The organism is Paenibacillus sp. ClWae2A, assembly GCF_032452295.1.
GTDB lineage: Bacteria > Bacillota > Bacilli > Paenibacillales > Paenibacillaceae > Paenibacillus.
The window spans coordinates 162,670-181,552 of the sequence record NZ_JAULSQ010000011.1; the positions used below are offsets into that span (position 1 = coordinate 162,670).

Sequence of the window (18,883 nt, forward strand, 5' to 3'; positions counted from 1 at the left end):
ACGATCGTTCCAGAACATCTGATATGATGGACTTGAACATGGCTTGCTTGCAGGGGATTTTTGGTGCTGTGCGTAATACATAATAAGATGGATTCATCACGACGAACATATTATCGATACATAGGAAAGCGCTTAATAACTACTTTTATGAATTGTTGAGGGGGAATAAAGGATGAGTGTACAAGCGAATACCGGGTTAAAGATCTATGAGTTAACGGAACTGCCTTATCTCAAAGTGCATGGCAGAACAACTGGAGAGTTGGCTCCGTTGACGTTATTTTGGACCGGGAGTGCAGTTGAACTAAATGTACAGGGCTCCGAACTATGGGTTGAGGTAGGGTCCCAGTATGACATGTATGAGTCATGGATCAGCATTCTGATCAATGGTGTTCCGGTGAGCAGACAGATGTTAACGGCGGGAAGGTACTGGGTCTGTGTATTCCGGGGAATGAACACGGATGTGGTGAAGAATGTACGGATCGTTAAGGATGTTCAAGCGATGAGTGGTGACCCGGGCTGTTCCTTGCAGATTCATGCGGTGAAATCGGATGGAGCGTTCCTGCCTGTGCAGGAAAAACCGTACAAGATCGAGTTCATCGGTGACAGTATTACATCAGGCGAAGGTGCGATTGGAGCTAAAGCGGAGGAAGATTGGATTCCAATGTGGTTCAGCGCCATACATAATTATACGTTTATGACAGCAGAGGCATTGAATGCAGAATACCGAGTTATCTCGCAAAGTGGCTGGGGTGTGCTGACAAGTTGGGATAACAATCCGCAGGGGAACATCCCCGATGTTTACGAGCAGGTCTGTGGCCTGCTTGCCGGAGAACGTAACGAAGCGTTAGGCGCAGGAGATCAGCATGATTTTGGTTCCTGGCAGCCGGACGTGGTGGTCGTGAACTTGGGCAGCAATGATGGGGGTGCATTTCAGTCACCTGAGTGGAAAGACCCCGACACTGGCAAGGTGTACAAGCAACGTTTGAACGAAGATGGTACGTATCATGAAGAAGATCTGGCTGCTTTTGAGAAAGCGGTGGAACAGTTCCTGTTCAAACTTCGGAAAAACAATCCTGTGGCACAACTTGTATGGGCGTACGGCATGCTTGGTTTTCCCATGATGCCTGCCATCTACCGTGCGGTTGATGCGTATACAAAGGGGACAGGAGATCGCAAGGTTAAGATTATCCAGCTTCCCGATACAACCGAAGAGACGGTAGGCGCACGTACCCATCCAGGCGAATTATCTCACCGTAGGACGGCAGAGGTGTTAGCGGAATATGTACGAGGAATACTAGGATAGCTTGATACATGATAATGGAAAGACCACTCTTTCATGAACGGTACCCGAATGGTTAGATGGTGCTAACTTCATGAGGTCCCTTCATCATAAGAATGGTCTTTTTCCTTTTCTATACTAAGTTGAACTAAAGATTATTTACACTGACACTACGATGACAGAACAACCTTCCAATCGCTGTTATCCCCAGATTTTTTTCATTCCCTTTTTTAAAGGGGAAAATCCGGGGATAAAGGCGAACGCTTCGCTTATTCAGGTTATTTCTGTCCTCTCCGTTATCATGTAAATGATTAGTTCAACTTATATACATTATCTAGACATTCGAAGATGTATCCGCTGTGCCGCTGTTCTGTACCTCATAACGAATCGAGATGATCTGTCCCAGCGTCTGGGTTCGGACCATTTTGAATTGACTTGGCACTGTGCCTGTCGGGAATAAGGGGATGCCTTCACCAAGAATTTTGGGAATGATGGCGACTTCAATTTCATCCAGTAATTTTTGCTCCATAACTGCTTGTACGAGCTTACCGCCACCTACAATCCATACGTCTCCATCAGGATCCTGCTTTAACCGGGGAATGAGCGTATCTACCGTCTCGGTTGTAAACTGTACATGCGGAGCGGGTGGCTGTTCTGAGCGAGAAAGCACATATGTTGGCCGATCCGCATAGGGGAATTCTTCAGACAGTGTGAGCACCTCTTCATACGTATGACGTCCCATAACAAGGCTACCGATCGTTTCATAAAATGCAGCATACCCGTTGTCTCCACCATCACCCTCCACATCAAATAACCAATCCACCGAACCGTCCAGTCTTGCAATATATCCATCCAAACTCATAGCAATGTACAAAATGGTTTTGTTATCAGACATGTTCATCGCTCCCTTCTAAAATGTATGATACACTTTAACTATGACAAAAGTTGACGTAGTTAGGATGTTGAATTCATGAATCATCGAAAACTGGCCATCATGCGCCTGATGGATTCCAGACAGAAGTTCACTGCCCGGGAACTGGCAGAGCGGTTTAGCGTATCGGTTCGTACGATCCAGCGAGATCTGGATGCATTGCAGGCGCTGGGTTTTCCTTTGTACACCGAAGTTGGCGTGAACGGCGGATACCGGGTGTTGCCCAATCGGATTTTGCCACCTCTTCAACTCACACAGCAGGAGGCATTAGGGCTATTTATGATGCTGGAATATCTACAGCAAGTACCGGATTTTCCATATGGATCAATGCGTGAACATCTGGCTGAACAGTATTTCTCTACTTTGCCTGAAGATGTACAGGATCTCATTATGCGAATGAGAGAGCATATCACCTTTATCCAGCGCCCTGGTGGGCATGCCGAGTCTTTAACAACCGAGATATTGAGTGCAGCGGTAGAAAAGAGAGAAATCCAATTTATGTATCATGCCCGCAGTGGGCGTAAAAAAGTCAAGGTCTTTCCTTATGGCATCTACTATGAGCAGGGACATTGGTACATGCCAGCCCGGAATAAGGATCGTGTTCTGTTGTATCGGGTGGATCGCATGCAGCAGTTGGCTGTTATGGAATCGGTGGATGAATCTGTTCCTAGCCTGAAGGCGTGGCTAGATGCCAAAGAAGACAGAGCAAGCGTAGAAGTGGTGCTGCAATTCACGGAATTTGGAGCAAGGATTGCCACTTCAGATGTGTTGTTCAAGTCGGTTCAAGGCAACGAGTGGCGCGGACTTGTTCCGCCCGAGGAATTCTCTTTTACAGCGCGAAAGTTACTCTCCTATGGGCCGGAAGTGAAGGTGATCTCACCAACTGAGTTAAAGCAGCAGGTTAGAGAGCTGCTGGAACGGAGTTTATGCCAGTATGGTGGGGGATAAAAGCTTTAAACGCTGGATATTCGGGTATCAAGGAAGGAATAGGAAAGGTGTGTAGAAAAATGAGCAAAGTTTGGACTAAAGACATCATCCCGACTGTATCCGATAAAGTAGTGATTGTGACAGGTTCGAACAGCGGATTAGGGTATGAAACGGCATTAGCGTTGGCTGAAAAAGGCGCAAAAGTTATCCTTGCAGTTCGTAATCTGGAAAAAGGTGAAAAGGCAGCTAATAAAATAAAGTCGTCTGTGCATATAGCTGGAGAGGTAATCGTTATGCAGCTCGACCTTAGCGATTTAGCTAGTATCCATAAGTTCGCAGCCGCTTTTCTTGAGCAATTCGATTCTTTGTCCATTCTCGTTAATAATGCAGGAATTATGAACCCTCCATTCCAGTTGACGAAAGATGGCTTTGAATTACAGTTTGGTAGTAATCATCTAGGTCATTTTGCGCTTACGGGTCTACTATTGCCTCGATTGATCTCTACTTCGAAATCGAGAGTTGTCACTGTAAGTAGTATCGCAGCTCATAATGGTGCGATTGATTTTAATAATTTAGATGGCTCCAAAGGATATAATCCCATGAAGTTCTACAGTCAAAGCAAGCTAGCCAATCTGATGTTTGCGAGAGAACTGCAGAATAAGTTTAATTCCGACCATATGGATTCTATGAGTATCGCCGCTCATCCAGGAATTTCCAATACCAATCTATTCTCTTTCGGTTCGGGGAAACAGGCTAATATATTCATGCGGAGTTTTCTGAAAATCGTTAGTCAACCTGCACATATGGGAGCCTTACCTACCTTGTACGCTGCAACGGATCCGACAATTACGGGAGGAGAGTATATTGCTCCTGGCGGTATTGGTGGCACTAAGGGCTATCCCAAGAGCGCTAAGATTATCGAAAAATTATATAATTCTGACATTTCAAACAAGCTATGGAACGTTTCAGAAGAATTAACAGGGGTTTATTACAGATTTGATGTCTAGATTTTGCCATGAAGGAAAATAAACCTTATTATGGTATGGATAGTTGAAAATTCTTCAGCACGAATATGATTGAATGGGGGGCTACCATGATTCGATTCATAAGAAGTTTCACGATCCGCTCTATGCAGAGTCCATGCGATGAACAACGGCGGTTGTTTGTATAGAGCGTGAAATCCATTTCCGCCATACCATTGTAGTGCATATCCAATGCGTTCATCGTACGACTCTGCTGCCTTAAAGATTCTAACTTTTAAGGAGTGGAGCAACGTGAAATATATTAATGCGGATACAATCTTCCCGGAAGAATTGCTCAAAGAAATACAACGTCATATCTCCGGAGGCCTGATCTATATTCCGAGGCCCAAGGATGCCCACAAGAAGTGGGGCGAGAATTCGGGTGGCAGAAGGATTGTCCGGGAGCGGAACGATGAGATCCGCAGGCTTTTTGCTGTAGGAACAACCATCGATGAGCTTGCAGATCAATACTGTTTATCCATGGATAGCATCAAGAAAATTGTATATTGCAAAAAAGGATGAAACTATAAAAGCCATGTTCGAGCAATCGAATTTGGCTTTTTCCTGTAAGAATAAAGAATGGTTATTAAAGGTTTTTTACATATTCGAGGTTGTTAACTACGCGTACAATTTATTTGACGGTATTAGGATGCGCGCGATGAGAGTTCTTGAAATAAGTTTTCAAATCATCTGGTGAGGTTGGTGAATATGAATATAGAAGTGAAATTAACAAATAAAGACGAGGCGTATGTGATTAAAAATATGTACCCACTATACCTTCATGACCTATCTGGACATTATGGTTTGGGTGGAGAGCATACCCCGAATAAACATGGCATTTTCGAACCAAGTCCTGAATATAAAACGTTACAAGATCAGTATGATGTACAGAACATCTGGTGGGAAAAACCAGAATGTCTTTACCCGTTCCTGATGATTGTGGATGGCCTACCGGCAGGTTTTGCGTTTGTGGCTACTCCGCCATATTGCTCACAAGGCACGGAGTACTTTGTACATGATTTCTTTCTGATGCAGCCGTTTCGAGGTGTAGGTGTTGCTGAACACGTGGCATCAACGATCTTCGGCATGTTTAGAGGAAACTGGGAGTTGTTCACCAATCCATCGGAGAAAAATAAGATTGGCCAATCTTTCTGGCGAAAAACAGTGGCTAATTATACCAAAGGTAACTATCGGGAGATGTACGGGCAAACGTTCGATGGTTATAAATTGATTTTTCAATTCTCCAATATATAAAAAGAGAGACCGTCTCCCTTGGCGGAAAACGATCTCTCTCCATTGCCTTTTATAAACTACCGTTGAAATAATGATACTCGGAATTTACTTCAAAACCAACACTGCGGTACAGATTCAAAGCGCGTTTGTTCTCAGTAACAACGGATAGGCGAATATCTGTGTAACTTTCTTTCCTTAGGAGATCAACCAGGATGCTAAGCGCAGTGCGCCCCAGTTTCTGTCCCTGATAAGCAGGCAAGATACAGAAGTTATGAATAAATGCGGTTGTCTCATTAATGGAGTTGACCCGTACCAGCCCAACAGGCAGTTGATTCTGCCATACAATATAGGTGACTCGGCTGGGTTCATTCGTTTGCATAAAGTACTCGCGTGTCCAGTCCTCCGAATCTCCAAAGGCTTGGGAGGAGCAAGTGACCATAAACTCCATATCCTCGGTTTCTGCCACGGACAACGTTAGTTCAGGTGGCTCCACAACGGAAAGGACCTCATTCACAAGTTGCATCGAGTACTCCGCACGATCATAAATGGCTCCAAGGGATTGGGCAGTAAGAAGGCCCGGAGATAAGCCCTGAGGAACGCGATAACTGAGTTGGTTGATCCCCTGTGGTTTCATATCCAGGATGGCCCTTTTCAGTAGGCTGCTGAACACACCTTGGCGACGAAAATCTGGGTGTACGATGGCATTAATATTCCCGGTTACGCCGTCGGATGGATACCAACTGAGGAGTCCTACCAAATCACCGTGGCGATAACAGAGGAGTGCATGGTCTCCGTCTTTTTTGCTAATATGGTCAAGGTCTGCTTTCAGATGAACGGAATCAAGCTGCTTACATTGTTGTTCGAGTAAAATAATAGCTTCAATCTGTTCCTTAGAGTTATAGACCATGGGAACGACTTGATAGTTTGACATAGCTTTCACACCTTCATTGTTGAAGGAAACACGCAGTTATTGGACCCGCAGGCGCTATCCTTCGAGAGTTGGTCCAGTTGTAATTTTGATCATCATTATTATCTCCTCCAAATCACTTCCGATGACTATAACACAATCTATTATGAAGATGACACCCAATGGATGTAATTCACTGGGTGTCTGTTCAGATGTGCCCAATAACTGGACATTATATCCTATTGAAGGGATAATTGAGAGTAATACTGACGAGAAAGGGAGGGGTTAACCATGCGCAAGTTGGCATATGTGATGGGTATATTATTTCTTTCTGCCGCCATGTTAATGGGATGTACACCATCTGAACCAGCGGAAAGCACTGAACCCGTCACTCCACCAGCAACGGAGCAGCCAAGTGATACGGGGGACCAGAAGGCGACGGCGGAGGAGCAGCAACAAGCGCTCGAAATGTCACTGGAGTATAAGACAACAGAACTCACTGTGGATGGCAAGGACTATGAGGATACGTTAGAGATGGAAGGGTTATTGGCCAAAGGAGAGACGATGAAGCCGTTTCTGACCTCCAGGAATTATGAGGCTTACATGGCTAATCGATATATTGTCTTGCCTCTTCAGGTTGCACACATCGAACAAGCGAAACTGCATCCTGAAAATATACAAACCAAGATCAAAGATAACAAGAGCGACTGGATTCTTGTGGAATACACGCTCGATCTGAAGTTTACAGACGAGAACGGCAAGGAGTTCAAGTCCATTCCGCTATCGGGTGATATCACCTTTTTGCAGGATCAGGGAGAATGGCGCATTCAGGATGATACGTACAACAGGGATGCATTTGCAGACATCATCAATAGTTCTCTATAGTTCATAAAGTGTCTGTGATTCCGGCACATGGGGGTTGTGCTCGAATGATCCATTACGAATAAGCTCCTTCATAAAAGTACGCACTTCAAAGTGTGTACTTTTTTTGGTTACCTGTCTAGCGAGTGGGTGTCTTCAAAAGGGCTTCATCGTGATGATTGTTCTTGTCTCTTCCTAGAAATTTGCAGGGTACATTCTCCTGTAATGATGATATTATTTGGGTAATCAACGTACTTATTGCGCTTTTGTAGAATGGGGTTGGGTTCATCATGAGGGGGATTCTTCGAGTCGGTTCTCGTACGGTCTGGCTTTATATCGTTGCTGCCGTTATTGTTGGCTTGGTTGCAGGTTATGTCGTCCTCTCTGAGCCGGACTCTCCTAAGTTCCAAAGTGAAGAAGGTATTCTGGATCTAACGCAGGTTCAGCTCAGTACGAATCCACAAAAGTTAACAGGGGAGTGGGCCTTCTACTGGCAAGAACTACTGTCGCCTGAGGACATACGGGTCCGTTTGGCAAGGGAAGGAAATCAGGAACACTGGATCAGTATCCCTAGCTCCTGGCTGGGCTATCCGTTAGAAGGTCAGCGGCTGAGCGGTACAGGCTACGCAACCTTTCGACTGGTCATACAACTAAGCGAGAAGGATCGAAACGAGCAGCTTACTCTGCGGTTGCCGAGCATTTTTCATGCGTACAAATTATGGGTGAATGGCGATCTTCTAGAAGAAGTTGGTAAGGTGGGTCAGGACAAGAGCCGCGTGACCCCACATCTGGCAACGAAGCTGTTATTTGTTCGGCCTGAAAATGATACGTTAGAGCTGGTGATACAAGTAGCCAACTTCCAACATAATCGGGGTGGTATTACCAAATACATCGAACTGGGTGGCAGTGATGTACTGACGACCAAGACCAATTTGAATCTTGCAGCCGACATGTTCATCACGGCAAGTTTACTGGTGATTGGTTTGTATAATCTGCTGTTGTTCATGCTGCGACGAAAGGACAGAGCCCCGTTTTATTTTGGCCTGTTCACTGTACTACTTAGTATCCGATCCTCGCTCAACGGCGAGCTTGTCCTTACACAATGGCTACCTCATTTCCCTTGGGAATTGCAGTTCAAGATCGAGTATCTGATTCTTTGCGTCAGCGGATATATCATAACGATGTATTTTGATTGTATTTTTCCGAATTATGTGTCGCGATGGTTTCGATTTGCTACCCGGATCGCAACGGGGGCATCGTGTATCTTTGTTATGGTAACCCCTGCACTTATATATACTCATTTTTTGCTGATCATCGGTGTGATGGTTGTTCTACATATGGTTTATCTGATGTTCGGGTTAGTTCAAGTAGCTTTGCGACGTATGGAGGGAGCATTGATCTTCCTGCTGGTTTCGGTGGTTACTTTGATTACGGTGATCAACGATTTTTTATATTATAACGGATGGTCGCTGATTGGAAATACATCCCCGCTTGGTTTATTGATATTTACGATCGCACAAATGATTCTGCTTTCTTCGAGATTTACGAGGACGGCATCCAATGAGGAGAGAATCTCACGTGAGTTGCAGGATGCTAACGACAAGCTGATCGAAATGAATATTAGCTTGGAACGGACCGTGGATGAGCGCACACGGGCCTTATCTACAGCCCATGATGATCTCCGCACTTCGTATAACCGGTTGCTTCACTCCGAGCAAGGGAGGAAGAAGCTTCTTGCCTACATTACGCATGATCTGCGTATGCCGCTGTCCAGCATGCTTGGGTATGTAGAAGCTATACAGGACAGGGTCAAGCCGGAACGTAATGAACAATATCTGAAGTATATCCGGGAGAACACGATAAGGATTAACCGCATGATCGAGGAGTTGTCCTTCTTATCGCATTTGGAGACCGGACAAGTCTCGTACCGAAAGGAGCCGGTTCAGATCATTCCCTTCTTGCGTGATTTTTTTGAACAATATGAGTTGGTTGTACGTGACGCAGGATTAGATTTCACACTGGATATCGGAGATACGGAGGATCAACGATCGAACTTGCCTGTTGTCGAGATGGATGCCAAAAGAGTAGAGCAGGCTTTATTTAACCTAGTGTCGAACGCTATGAAGTTCACCTCCAGCGGAGGGCTGGTGCGTATTGCGCTAGCTGTGGAAGAGGTAAATCATACTCGCCATGCGATCATTAGCATACAGGATTCTGGCATGGGTATTCCTCCGGATCAGCTTGAGCAAATCTTCGAACGTAATTACAGATACGATCGGCCGGGCTTGGGGAACGGAATAGAAGGCAGTGGGCTAGGGCTAGCGATTTGCAGGGAAATCGTACTCGCACAAGGAGGAACAGTTCGAGCGGAGAGCGACGGTAAGATGGGAGCGACTTTCTATGTAACGCTTCCTTGTATCGGTAATGAAGGAAGGGGATGATGGGATGGACACTCACAAAATAATGATCGTTGATGATGATCCCCATATATGCGAGATTGTTCAGGTGTATTGCGAACGGGAGGGGTTTATCTCCACCTACAGTCATAGCGGGACAGAAGCGATGGAGCTGCTTGCATCGTTCGAGCCCGATTTGATTGTACTGGATATATTGCTGGCTAATGAAAACGGCATTGATTGGTGCAGGAATGCGCGTAACTTCACCAGCGCACCGATCATGTTTTTGAGCAGCCAGGAAGAAGACGAAGTGAAAATTAGCGCGTTATCCTATGGTGGCGACGATTATGTGACCAAGCCGTTCAGTCCGGGAGTTCTCATGGCCAAGATCAAGGCGCACCTTCGCAGAGTATCAACGGGCAGAAAGGAACAACTGCTGGAGTTACCGGGTTTGACACTGGATTTCTATACGCAGTCCGTCAACATGGGGAGTATGCCTATCTCTTTATCGAAAAAAGAGTTCAGTCTGCTGTCCTATATGGCTCAAAACGTGAATCGTGTCATCAGTGTTGATACGTTGTTTCAAATCATCTGGGGAATGGAAAGTCTGGAGGATACGAGAACGGTCGCAGTACACATCAGTAATTTACGCAAAAAAATTGAGACTGACCCCGCCGATCCCGAGCAAATCATTACGGTTCGGGGGAGCGGATATATGCTGGTTTCTAAATAGTACTTCACAAGCATGAATATAGCGGTAAGGGTGGTAATCTATTATAAGTGGGAAAATGGCGTTGGGGTGGTACTTGACGCTATTTTCCCATTTTTTTGTTCTTTCCACTAGCGTTGTAACCTACCAAGATATTAAATTCCTCAACACAAGTCTACGCTTTTCCATCCTCTTCAAAATGATGTGCGTTGTGAGCACGATTATAAAGTTTTCTTTAGGTTTCTCAAATAGGCTAATCCACCATGATAAAATCACAGTGGCCCGATATAACGATAATACGTGAAGAAATAGTTGTCATGCTGCCCCGCATTAGTACTTAAAGAAGGAAGTGGCTCCAATGGCACGAGTTATATGTATCACATCAGGGAAAGGTGGAGTTGGCAAGACGACGGTGACGGCTAATCTGGGGACTGCCCTTGCCTTATCGGGGAACAGGGTTTGCCTGATCGACGCTGATTTTGGATTGAGAAATCTGGATATTCCGCTTGGTTTGAGCAATAGGGTAAACTATCATATTTCCGATTTTCTGACCGGTCGTTGTGCTTTACATCAAGTGATCGTCAAAGACAAGCGAATCAGCACTTTGTTCTTTATCTCCTGCAGTAACGACGTGATGCATCACGATGATCCGCAAGTGTTTCGCGAGGTTGTGCAGCAAATAGCCCAGGGTTATGATTATGTGCTGATCGATTCGCCGGCAGGCATTGAAAATGGATTCTGGAATACATCTTTAGCGGCAGATGAGGCTATTGTGGTTACTACACCTCATCGTACGTCGCTTCAGGACGCGGATCGCGTAATCGGATTATTAGAAGATAGGATTCCGGCTCCCCCACAGCTCATCATTAATATGGCTGACTTACAGGAAGCGAGTTTGGCGACGGTAAAGATGGAGGATATCATCGATATTCTCAATATTGGTGTGATTGGCGTGATCTATAGCGATGTAGAAGTTATACGTTCCGTACATAAAGGAATCCCGATTGCGCTTGATCCCGAGTTTGAAAACGGGCAGCGCTTCCGGCACATCGCCCACAATGTGGCGAAGAATCAGCAGGAGCCTTTTATCTCATTAAAATCCAAGAAGCATAAAAGTATTTTTTCGCTTTCTCAAAGACTACGGTGGGGGGAGAGTAGTTGGATGTAGTCGATTTTGGTAAATGAATCGTTTAGACGCGAATCATCTGGAATGGATTTCAGACTAGCTAAAGAGTTCCTGAAAAAATAACGGTGTAGGAGTTACCCTTCCTACACCGTTATTTTTTGATGTCTATGATGTTCTCGCTTGCGAGCTGTTGCTAACTTAAAGTTTTCTTTATATTTCACAAGCAGCTCATTTAGCATGATAGAATTCGAGGAGAAAAATCGATAGAATTTGCCAATCCGCATCCATTACATTGCGGTTGTTAGCGAGAAGAGCGTTGAGTTTTGCCTAACGAAAGTATCTTTAACCATGATGAATCTGCTCTTGGTCAGGTTCTAGAAAGTCGGTTCTTTAGTTTTATACATAGAAGGGATGAATGATTGTGAAGAAAGCAACAAAACGGTTGTGGAAGTTGAGCTCACAGATTCTATTGTGGATGCTGGTTATCAGCTTAATTGTGTCTGCTGTGCCCGTATTTCCGGCGCAGTCGGCAGCAGCGGCTGAACTGCCGATCCAGCAGACAGCAGTATCCAAATCTAGTGGGTTCCAGGATGTGAGTCCAACGGACTGGTTCCACGATGCGGTCGTCCAGGTGCAGGAGAAGGGGATATTTAGTGGCACGACTGCCAGCACCTTCTCACCAAAAGGGACGATGACGCGTGCCATGTATGTGACGGCGCTCGGACGATTGGCTGGGGTAGATACAGGCGTGTATTCTACTTCGAGCTTTGCCGATGTACAAGCGGGCAGTTGGTATGCGCCGTATGTTGAATGGGCAGTTAAGGAAGGAATCACCGACGGTACAGGTGGAGGTAAATACTCGCCAAATGCCACTGTATCCCGGGAGCAGATGGCAACGATGACGTTGCGATATTTCGAAAGTGAACAGATTCCTTATCAGACCCAGAATCCGGTCACGACAGAGCCGGGCGATCTTGCGGATGTTTCGCCTTGGGCGATTGACGCGGTCGTCAAGCTGTGGCAAGCCGGGGTATTCACCGGGGACGAAAAGGGCAACTTCAAGCCGCTTGCGCAAGCGACTCGCGCGGAAGCTGCGGTTCTCTTCATGCGCAACAATGCGGTTGTGGAGGCGTGGAAAAATCAGAATGAATTGCCTGTGACGCCTACACCAACACCGGCACAACCGGTGACACCAACACCGACTTCGCCGGTGACATCAACGCCAACGCCGTCACCCGGCGGTAATAGTGGTGGCGGAACGCCTGGAGACAACGGAAGCAGCCCAGGCGCCGGTTCTACTGCGTATACGCTCACGTTTGAGAGCAACGGAGGCACGGCGGTTGCTGCGCAGACGGTACGAAAAGGCCAGGTGCTAAATAACCTGCCTGCTCCAACAAAAGAAGGTTTTATATTCCAAGGATGGTTTACAGATAGCGATTTCTCGCTCATCTTTGCAGAGGGTAGTACGCTAACTGAGGATATGAAGTTGTATGCGAAGTATACGGATAGCGTCGAGAATGCTGTACAGAGTACGCCAAGCTATTCGGTGCTGGATGTAGCACCGGACTTCACGATTGCAGTACACGACGCATCAGGCAATCTGACAGTACCTGAGGTCCAAGCGGGTATGACGTTCACAGACACGGCGAATCCTGACTTCGCAGGTATTACCGTTACTGGCGGGAACGGGGCCTTCACGGTAGCGTCTGCAGCCGAAAACGGAGAATTCGTCGAAGGTAATACGTATCAACTTACATTGACGGATGACAAGTTGTCCTTCCAAGGACAAGACGAAACGACAAGCATTTACGTTTTTAGTGTCGCTAAGCAAGAGGTTTTAGACATTCCGCTGAACCCGAACATGATCTACCTTCCGTACACGGATGTCACGGATATGATTCTGAATGGCACAGAGGTGGGTTCACCAGCGATTTCGGTAGTTGCCACGACGGTGGGCGGTAGCGAAAATGCGCTTGCCGAGGCGAATGCGAGCAGTGGAACGTTCGTGTATTCCGGCAGCACCGTGATTCAAGTCGGCAATACAGTCGCCATCTATCAAGGGGTTCGTCCCGATCAACGCACGTTAGAAACCACCGGCGCTGACGACGGCGATGTGGCCTATGTCCAGATTACGGCGGTAGACGGAAGCACCTATACCTACGATCATGCGGATATCAAGCAAGTGTTGCTCAAGCCGGATGTTCTGCCGGTGAGTGTGGAAGCGGACACAGATGGAGAACCGAACAACAAATCCATCACAGTTGAGCATACCCAGATGAACTACAGCGACAGCCTGTATGAGCCTTTCGGCTTGGATGAGTTAACCACGGTGGATGTGGGTGACTTTATCGGTTTTTATAAAGGTGAATTCGGCGCCGAAACAGGTTTTGAGACCGTTGGGTACGGGCGGATCACTTCGATTACGCCTGCAGCAGAGATGGACGTCATCGAATATACTGATGCCACGATTGAAGATATTGAGAATGCCTTCAACATCTATCAGAAGCAAGCAATTGACGGCGAAGATTTGTTATCGGAAGAGCAGATCGCGGAGCTTGAAGAGCAGATCGAGCAGCAAGCGAGAGATAGCGGATTCGTCGATCAAGCCGCAGATTATCTATCCGATCTAGCTATGGAAACGAAGGATATCAAGGATTTGAAAGAAATCCAGCAGATCAAGGCTCAGTCCTCCCTAGCGTCCGGTAAAGGGAGCCGGGTAAGTGTGGAGAAGCTGACCGTTGTTGCTTCACTCGGGACGAAGCTGAAGAACATTAACGGCCGAAGTTCTGGCGTCAGTGCTACACTGCAAGTCGGTGCCGATATCGTTGTTGATATCAATGAAGACAGCAATCTCGTTATCCATATGACCAGTACATTTGTTCAGGAGATGAGTCTGGATCTCGGCATTAATGGTGATATGCAGGGGCATTGGCTGAAAAAGTGGGGAATCCCTTACTGGTACAGCATTGATGATTATGTAATTACGGCGAATCTGGATGCCTACAGCTATACCGGACTTAATATTACAGCAGAGATGGCGCTCATCGAACCAGATAAGTTGCAGGCTGCATTGAATAACTGGGCCGGAGAGAAAAAAGCCGGCAGGTTAGGTCAGGTACAGGACATCGCCACACAGATCAAAGCATCTATGGATGGTGTACAAGGTACCTCCGTGGATACGGAGGAATTGAAAGAACAGTACCAAGAGATGTTGGAGCAAGATACGGAATGGGTTCCTTTGATCAAGAAAGAGCTCTTTGAAAAAAGTGTGCGCGTGGCATTCGGGATTGTAGAAGTGAAATTTGAAGCAGAGTTTGTAGTCAGTGCTCAGGTTAACTTAACGATGGGTGCAGATTTCTACTACAAGATGGCGAAGCGCTACTCGGTGACCTTACGTGTGCTAAGTTTCAGCGGTTCAAGCAATACGGTAAGCTTACCGGGAGACGGCGATTACCAGTTCACCTTCTATGTGATGGGGACGCTCGGGTTGCGAGCCGGCATTCATATGGAGGTCAAAGCGGGGATTGGCAGTGTCAAATTAAATAGTATTGGACTTGCCGTAGAACCTGGTGTGTATATCAATCTATGGGGTTACTTCTACTATCAGTTGACAAATACAAACGGGGTAAGATCTACAAAGTCTTTAGGTGCTCTGTTTGTTGAGATCGGTATCTATTTGGAGGTCGAACTCGGTGCCCAGTTGGGTGATGGAGCGCTCTCGGGCAGCGTGGGGCTGGTTGATGAAGAGTGGCCACTATATACGATTGGTGAACAATACAACGTCTCCGACTTCGCTTATCCGCAGGATAAGAATCTTTTGCTTGGTCTGGCAGGTGTTGCGGCATCCCTTGATGTACCGCAGTCGATGCTCTCGATGAGTATGTTCGATTTGAAAACAGGCGATACCGATACTCAAGCGTTTGGTGCTTCAAGGTTCGATATATACGTAGACAATGCGAATTTCAGGTATAACTTGGGTACGAATAAGGTCGAAGTAGTGAATACCAGCCTTCCGGTAAGTAAGGGTAATCTGGTCATCACTTGGAAAGGATCGCCGCTTTCATTCACGTCTCGTACGCTCAAGCGCACGATACCGTTGACGTGGCGCGTTACGGAGGGTGAATATATCCTCCAGTTGGATCCACGAAACGGCAACGCGACTCAGGTTCTTCCATTTGTTTATAATGCAGCGGTTAATGTGCCTACTCCGGTCTATCCGGGCTATACATTTGACGGATGGTATACGGCAGCTACAGGGGGAACAAAGGTAACGATTCCGAGCCGCATGCCTAAGGATGATTACCAACTGTATGCGCACTGGACAGCGAACCAGAATACGCCATATACAGTGGAGCATTATTTGATAGACCCGAATACAAGAAAGTCGATTTCGACTACGCCGGATTATAAGGAACTGTTGACAGGAACGACCGATACGGAGATTCGCATCAACTCTGACCGATACAAGGATCGAGGTTATGCGAACGGAGAAATATACGGACGCCTGATCAAGGGGGATGGTTCGACGGTCGTAAGGGTTGAGTATTATCCGACGAGTCCGACTATCACTTTTAATTTGAGCTATCCGGGCTCTCCGCGCAGCACCGTAACCGAACCGTCCGGCCGAAATATCGAGGGGCGTATACCGGTGCCGACAAGACCGGGTTATACGTTTGCCGGTTGGTCGCCGGAGGCGCCAAGCGTGATGCCGACTTCGAATACGGAGTATACCGCAATATGGACAGCCAAAGAAGATACGCCTTACCAAGTCGTGTATTTGAAGCAGAATATGGCGAGTGACACCTATACGGTGGCAGATACGGAAACGTATCGCGGAGCTACCGATACAGAAGCCAATCTGACGAATATAACTCCAAGGTCCTATGCTGGGTTTAAACTGGATGAAAATATTCTCGGAACGGTGTTAACAAGTCAGATAACCGGCAATGGAAAAACGGTTCTGAAGCTGTATTATAAGCGTGATGCTCATACATTGACGGTCGATTACAATGGTTCCGGCCAAGAGACCAAAGTTGTAGAAGTTCCATTTGGAGCGACGACGCAGCTCTATCTGGGCACACCGATCTGGCAGGGGCATGTCTTCACAGGATGGTCACCAACTCCTCCGACAACCATGCCTGAGGAAAGCATTATGTTCACCGCGCAGTGGACGACGAACGCTTATACGGTGAGCTTCAACAGCAATGGCGGAGCGGAAGAAGTGGAGAACCAGACGGTAGGGTATGGCAGTTTGGTCAGCACACCGGTTGAACCGACGAATGAAGGTTATGTCTTCGGCGGTTGGTACAGCGGCAGCGACCTGACGACTCTCTACGACTTCGCGGCACCGGTGACGGGTGATCTTACATTGTACGCGAAGTGGCTGCTCCGTTATACGGTGAGCTTCGAGAGTAACGAAGGCTCAATAGTAACGAGCCAGATGGTGAACGAAGGGTCTAGGGCTGAAGCTCCAGTCGCTCCGGAGCGCGAAGGTTACGTATTCAGTGGTTGGTACAGCGACATTGATCTGATCACCCCTTACGACTTCACAACAGCAGTAGTGACGACGGATCTTACGTTGTACGCAAAGTGGACGGTTTATGTGCCGAATACCTATACGGTGACTTTTGAGAGTAATGGTGGGTCGATCGTTGATGCCAAAACGGTGAACGAAGGCGCTGTGGCTTCCGCTCCTGGCGTTCCTTTACGGGGAGGCTATACGTTTAACGGTTGGTACAGCGATATAGACTTGACGATTGCTTATGGTTTTACAGCAGGAGTTATGGAAGATATAACGCTCTACGCGAAGTGGACGAAGAACAGCTATACTGTGAACTTCAGCATTAATGGCGGATCATTGGTGAGCAGCCAGTCCGTGAACGAGGGCGATACGGTTATAGAACCTACCGCACCGATACGCGAAGGCTATGTGTTCAGCGGTTGGTACAGCGACCTTGCCGGTACGCAAGCTTACAGCTTCACAACATCGGTGACGACAAACCTCACGTTGTACGCAAAATGGACAGCGATCTATACAGTGACCTTTGACAGCAATGAAGGTTCGGTGGTTGATGACCAGACGGTGGAATACAACGGAACAGCTACAGAGCCAGCCGCTCCAACAAAGGAAGGGTATATTTTTAACGGCTGGTACAGTGATGCAGGTCTGATCGAGGCTTACAGCTTCACGACACCAGTGACGAATAACTTAACATTATACGCGAAGTGGACATCCAACAAGCTCACGGTGAGCTTCGACAGCAACGGCGGGTCGGATGTAGAGAACCAAATGGTAAGCCCCGGCGGCAAAGCGATAGTACCGACTACGCCAACATGGGAGGGTTATAAGTTCGACGGTTGGTACAGCGACCTTGCCGGAACGCAAGCTTATGATTTCGACACGGAAGTGACGGCATCCCTTACCTTGTACGCAAAATGGTCAGTGACACCGTGGTTCAACGTAGGTGGTTTGTTAGAAGGCAGTACAACTTATCAAGTGTTAACCGACAGTGAGGGTACGGTGTATGCTTCTTATCGATCGAATGACCTGCGCCTGGACAAATATGAAGGAGGCGTGTGGAAGAACATCTACCAAGGCACGGGTGACAAGTTGAGCTATACGCGGTTTGTCTTTGACAATGAGGACAATCTTTACCAGACTTCGTCCAGCGGCGAAGGCGTATATGTGCAGAAGTATAACGGCACGGAGTGGGAAGATGTAGCCCGCAACGGATCTCTTCCGGGGGAAGGTTCAAATATTGCGTTTGACCAAAATAACGTGCTTTATCTGGTTTATAATCATTTAATTAGCAGCAATAAGTATGAAATGAGAGTGGTTAAATACGAAGGGAATAGTTGGGTTTCCGTAACTGGCGGCGATAGTCTTGGCGGGAAGGCGCTTAATCCAGTTATCCAATTTGATAGAAACAATATCCCATATGTAATGAACGATGTGTCCGAATTTATCGATAGAGGGAATCCTGCTATAAACGGACGAGGTTCACGTATCACAGTTTCGAAATATGAGAATGAAGCTTGGGAGCATATGGGCAACTTGGGTCTCGTAGAAGTAAGAGCTCTTGTGGAACCAGCAGAGTTTGCGGTTGCTCCTGATGGCGTGCCCTATGTCCTTTACTCAACGCCTGGCTCTTGGGTTCTGACGAGCTACAACGGGACGGATTGGGAAAAGGTCGGTGAGGGCAGGGTACCGACGTCCGATTATAGAAGGTTAAGACTCGCTGTTGACGACTACGGTGTTCCTTATGTTTCTTATGATGATCGATCAAATGAGAAACTGGCAACCGTAGTGAAGTACGAAAGTGCGTGGATCAAAGTTGGCGAAGAAGGTTTTTCCATAGCTAGTCCGCTCACTTTGAGTTTCGCTAGGGGTAAAGACGGCAACCTGTATATGATTTATAGAGAGGAAGTTTCAGGAAAAATAGTTGTGAGGAAACATAAGTTGCAATAGTGTAGGATGTTAATCAAAAAGTAA

12 protein-coding genes are annotated in these 18,883 nt (G+C 46.8%); 10 read left to right on the forward strand and 2 right to left on the reverse strand.

From position 1 onward, the window contains the following. The first annotated feature begins 172 nt into the window (after positions 1 to 172). Positions 173 to 1,303, forward strand: a complete 1,131-nt coding sequence (locus QVE09_RS25010) for an SGNH/GDSL hydrolase family protein (RefSeq protein WP_315938999.1) — start codon at positions 173 to 175, stop codon at positions 1,301 to 1,303. A gap of 310 nt (positions 1,304 to 1,613) precedes the next feature. Here QVE09_RS25010 and QVE09_RS25015 read toward each other — a convergent pair whose 3' ends face one another. Then, positions 1,614 to 2,180: a dihydrofolate reductase family protein gene (locus QVE09_RS25015; RefSeq protein ID WP_315939000.1), complete on the reverse strand. Its 567-nt coding sequence runs from the start codon at positions 2,178 to 2,180 to the stop codon at positions 1,614 to 1,616. 69 nt (positions 2,181 to 2,249) lie between these two features. Between QVE09_RS25015 and QVE09_RS25020 the strand changes: the two genes are divergently transcribed. From QVE09_RS25020 to QVE09_RS25035, 4 genes are all read left to right on the forward strand, one after another. After that, positions 2,250 to 3,158 (forward strand): helix-turn-helix transcriptional regulator, encoded by a 909-nt coding sequence (locus QVE09_RS25020; protein ID WP_315939001.1) that lies wholly within the window; start codon positions 2,250 to 2,252, stop codon positions 3,156 to 3,158. Positions 3,159 to 3,217: 59 nt separating this feature from the next. Continuing rightward, a complete protein-coding gene (locus tag QVE09_RS25025) occupies positions 3,218 to 4,144 on the forward strand; it encodes an oxidoreductase (protein WP_315939017.1) in 927 nt (308 codons plus the stop codon). Between the two features lie 267 nt (positions 4,145 to 4,411). Next, positions 4,412 to 4,681: a CD3324 family protein gene (locus tag QVE09_RS25030; protein ID WP_315939002.1), complete on the forward strand. Its 270-nt coding sequence runs from the start codon at positions 4,412 to 4,414 to the stop codon at positions 4,679 to 4,681. A 186-nt stretch (positions 4,682 to 4,867) separates the two neighbouring features. Continuing rightward, a complete protein-coding gene (locus tag QVE09_RS25035; protein WP_315939003.1) occupies positions 4,868 to 5,413 on the forward strand; it encodes a hypothetical protein in 546 nt (181 codons plus the stop codon). 49 nt (positions 5,414 to 5,462) lie between these two features. Here the strand turns inward: QVE09_RS25035 and QVE09_RS25040 are convergent, their stop codons facing one another. After that, entirely contained in the window at positions 5,463 to 6,323 is an 861-nt protein-coding gene (locus tag QVE09_RS25040) for a GNAT family N-acetyltransferase (protein ID WP_315939004.1), read from the reverse strand. Positions 6,324 to 6,590: 267 nt separating this feature from the next. Between QVE09_RS25040 and QVE09_RS25045 the strand changes: the two genes are divergently transcribed. From QVE09_RS25045 to QVE09_RS25065, 5 genes are all read left to right on the forward strand, one after another. Further along, positions 6,591 to 7,184: a hypothetical protein gene (locus tag QVE09_RS25045; protein WP_315939005.1), complete on the forward strand. Its 594-nt coding sequence runs from the start codon at positions 6,591 to 6,593 to the stop codon at positions 7,182 to 7,184. Positions 7,185 to 7,450: 266 nt separating this feature from the next. Next, positions 7,451 to 9,601 (forward strand): sensor histidine kinase, encoded by a 2,151-nt coding sequence (locus tag QVE09_RS25050; RefSeq protein WP_315939006.1) that lies wholly within the window; start codon positions 7,451 to 7,453, stop codon positions 9,599 to 9,601. A gap of 4 nt (positions 9,602 to 9,605) precedes the next feature. Next, positions 9,606 to 10,289: a response regulator transcription factor gene (locus tag QVE09_RS25055; protein ID WP_315939007.1), complete on the forward strand. Its 684-nt coding sequence runs from the start codon at positions 9,606 to 9,608 to the stop codon at positions 10,287 to 10,289. Positions 10,290 to 10,623: 334 nt separating this feature from the next. Beyond that, positions 10,624 to 11,433, forward strand: a complete 810-nt coding sequence (gene minD, locus QVE09_RS25060) for a septum site-determining protein MinD (RefSeq protein WP_315939008.1) — start codon at positions 10,624 to 10,626, stop codon at positions 11,431 to 11,433. Positions 11,434 to 11,812: 379 nt separating this feature from the next. Further along, positions 11,813 to 18,859, forward strand: coding sequence for an InlB B-repeat-containing protein (locus QVE09_RS25065; RefSeq protein WP_315939009.1), 7,047 nt, complete (start codon positions 11,813 to 11,815; stop codon positions 18,857 to 18,859). Positions 18,860 to 18,883: the final 24 nt, after the last annotated feature.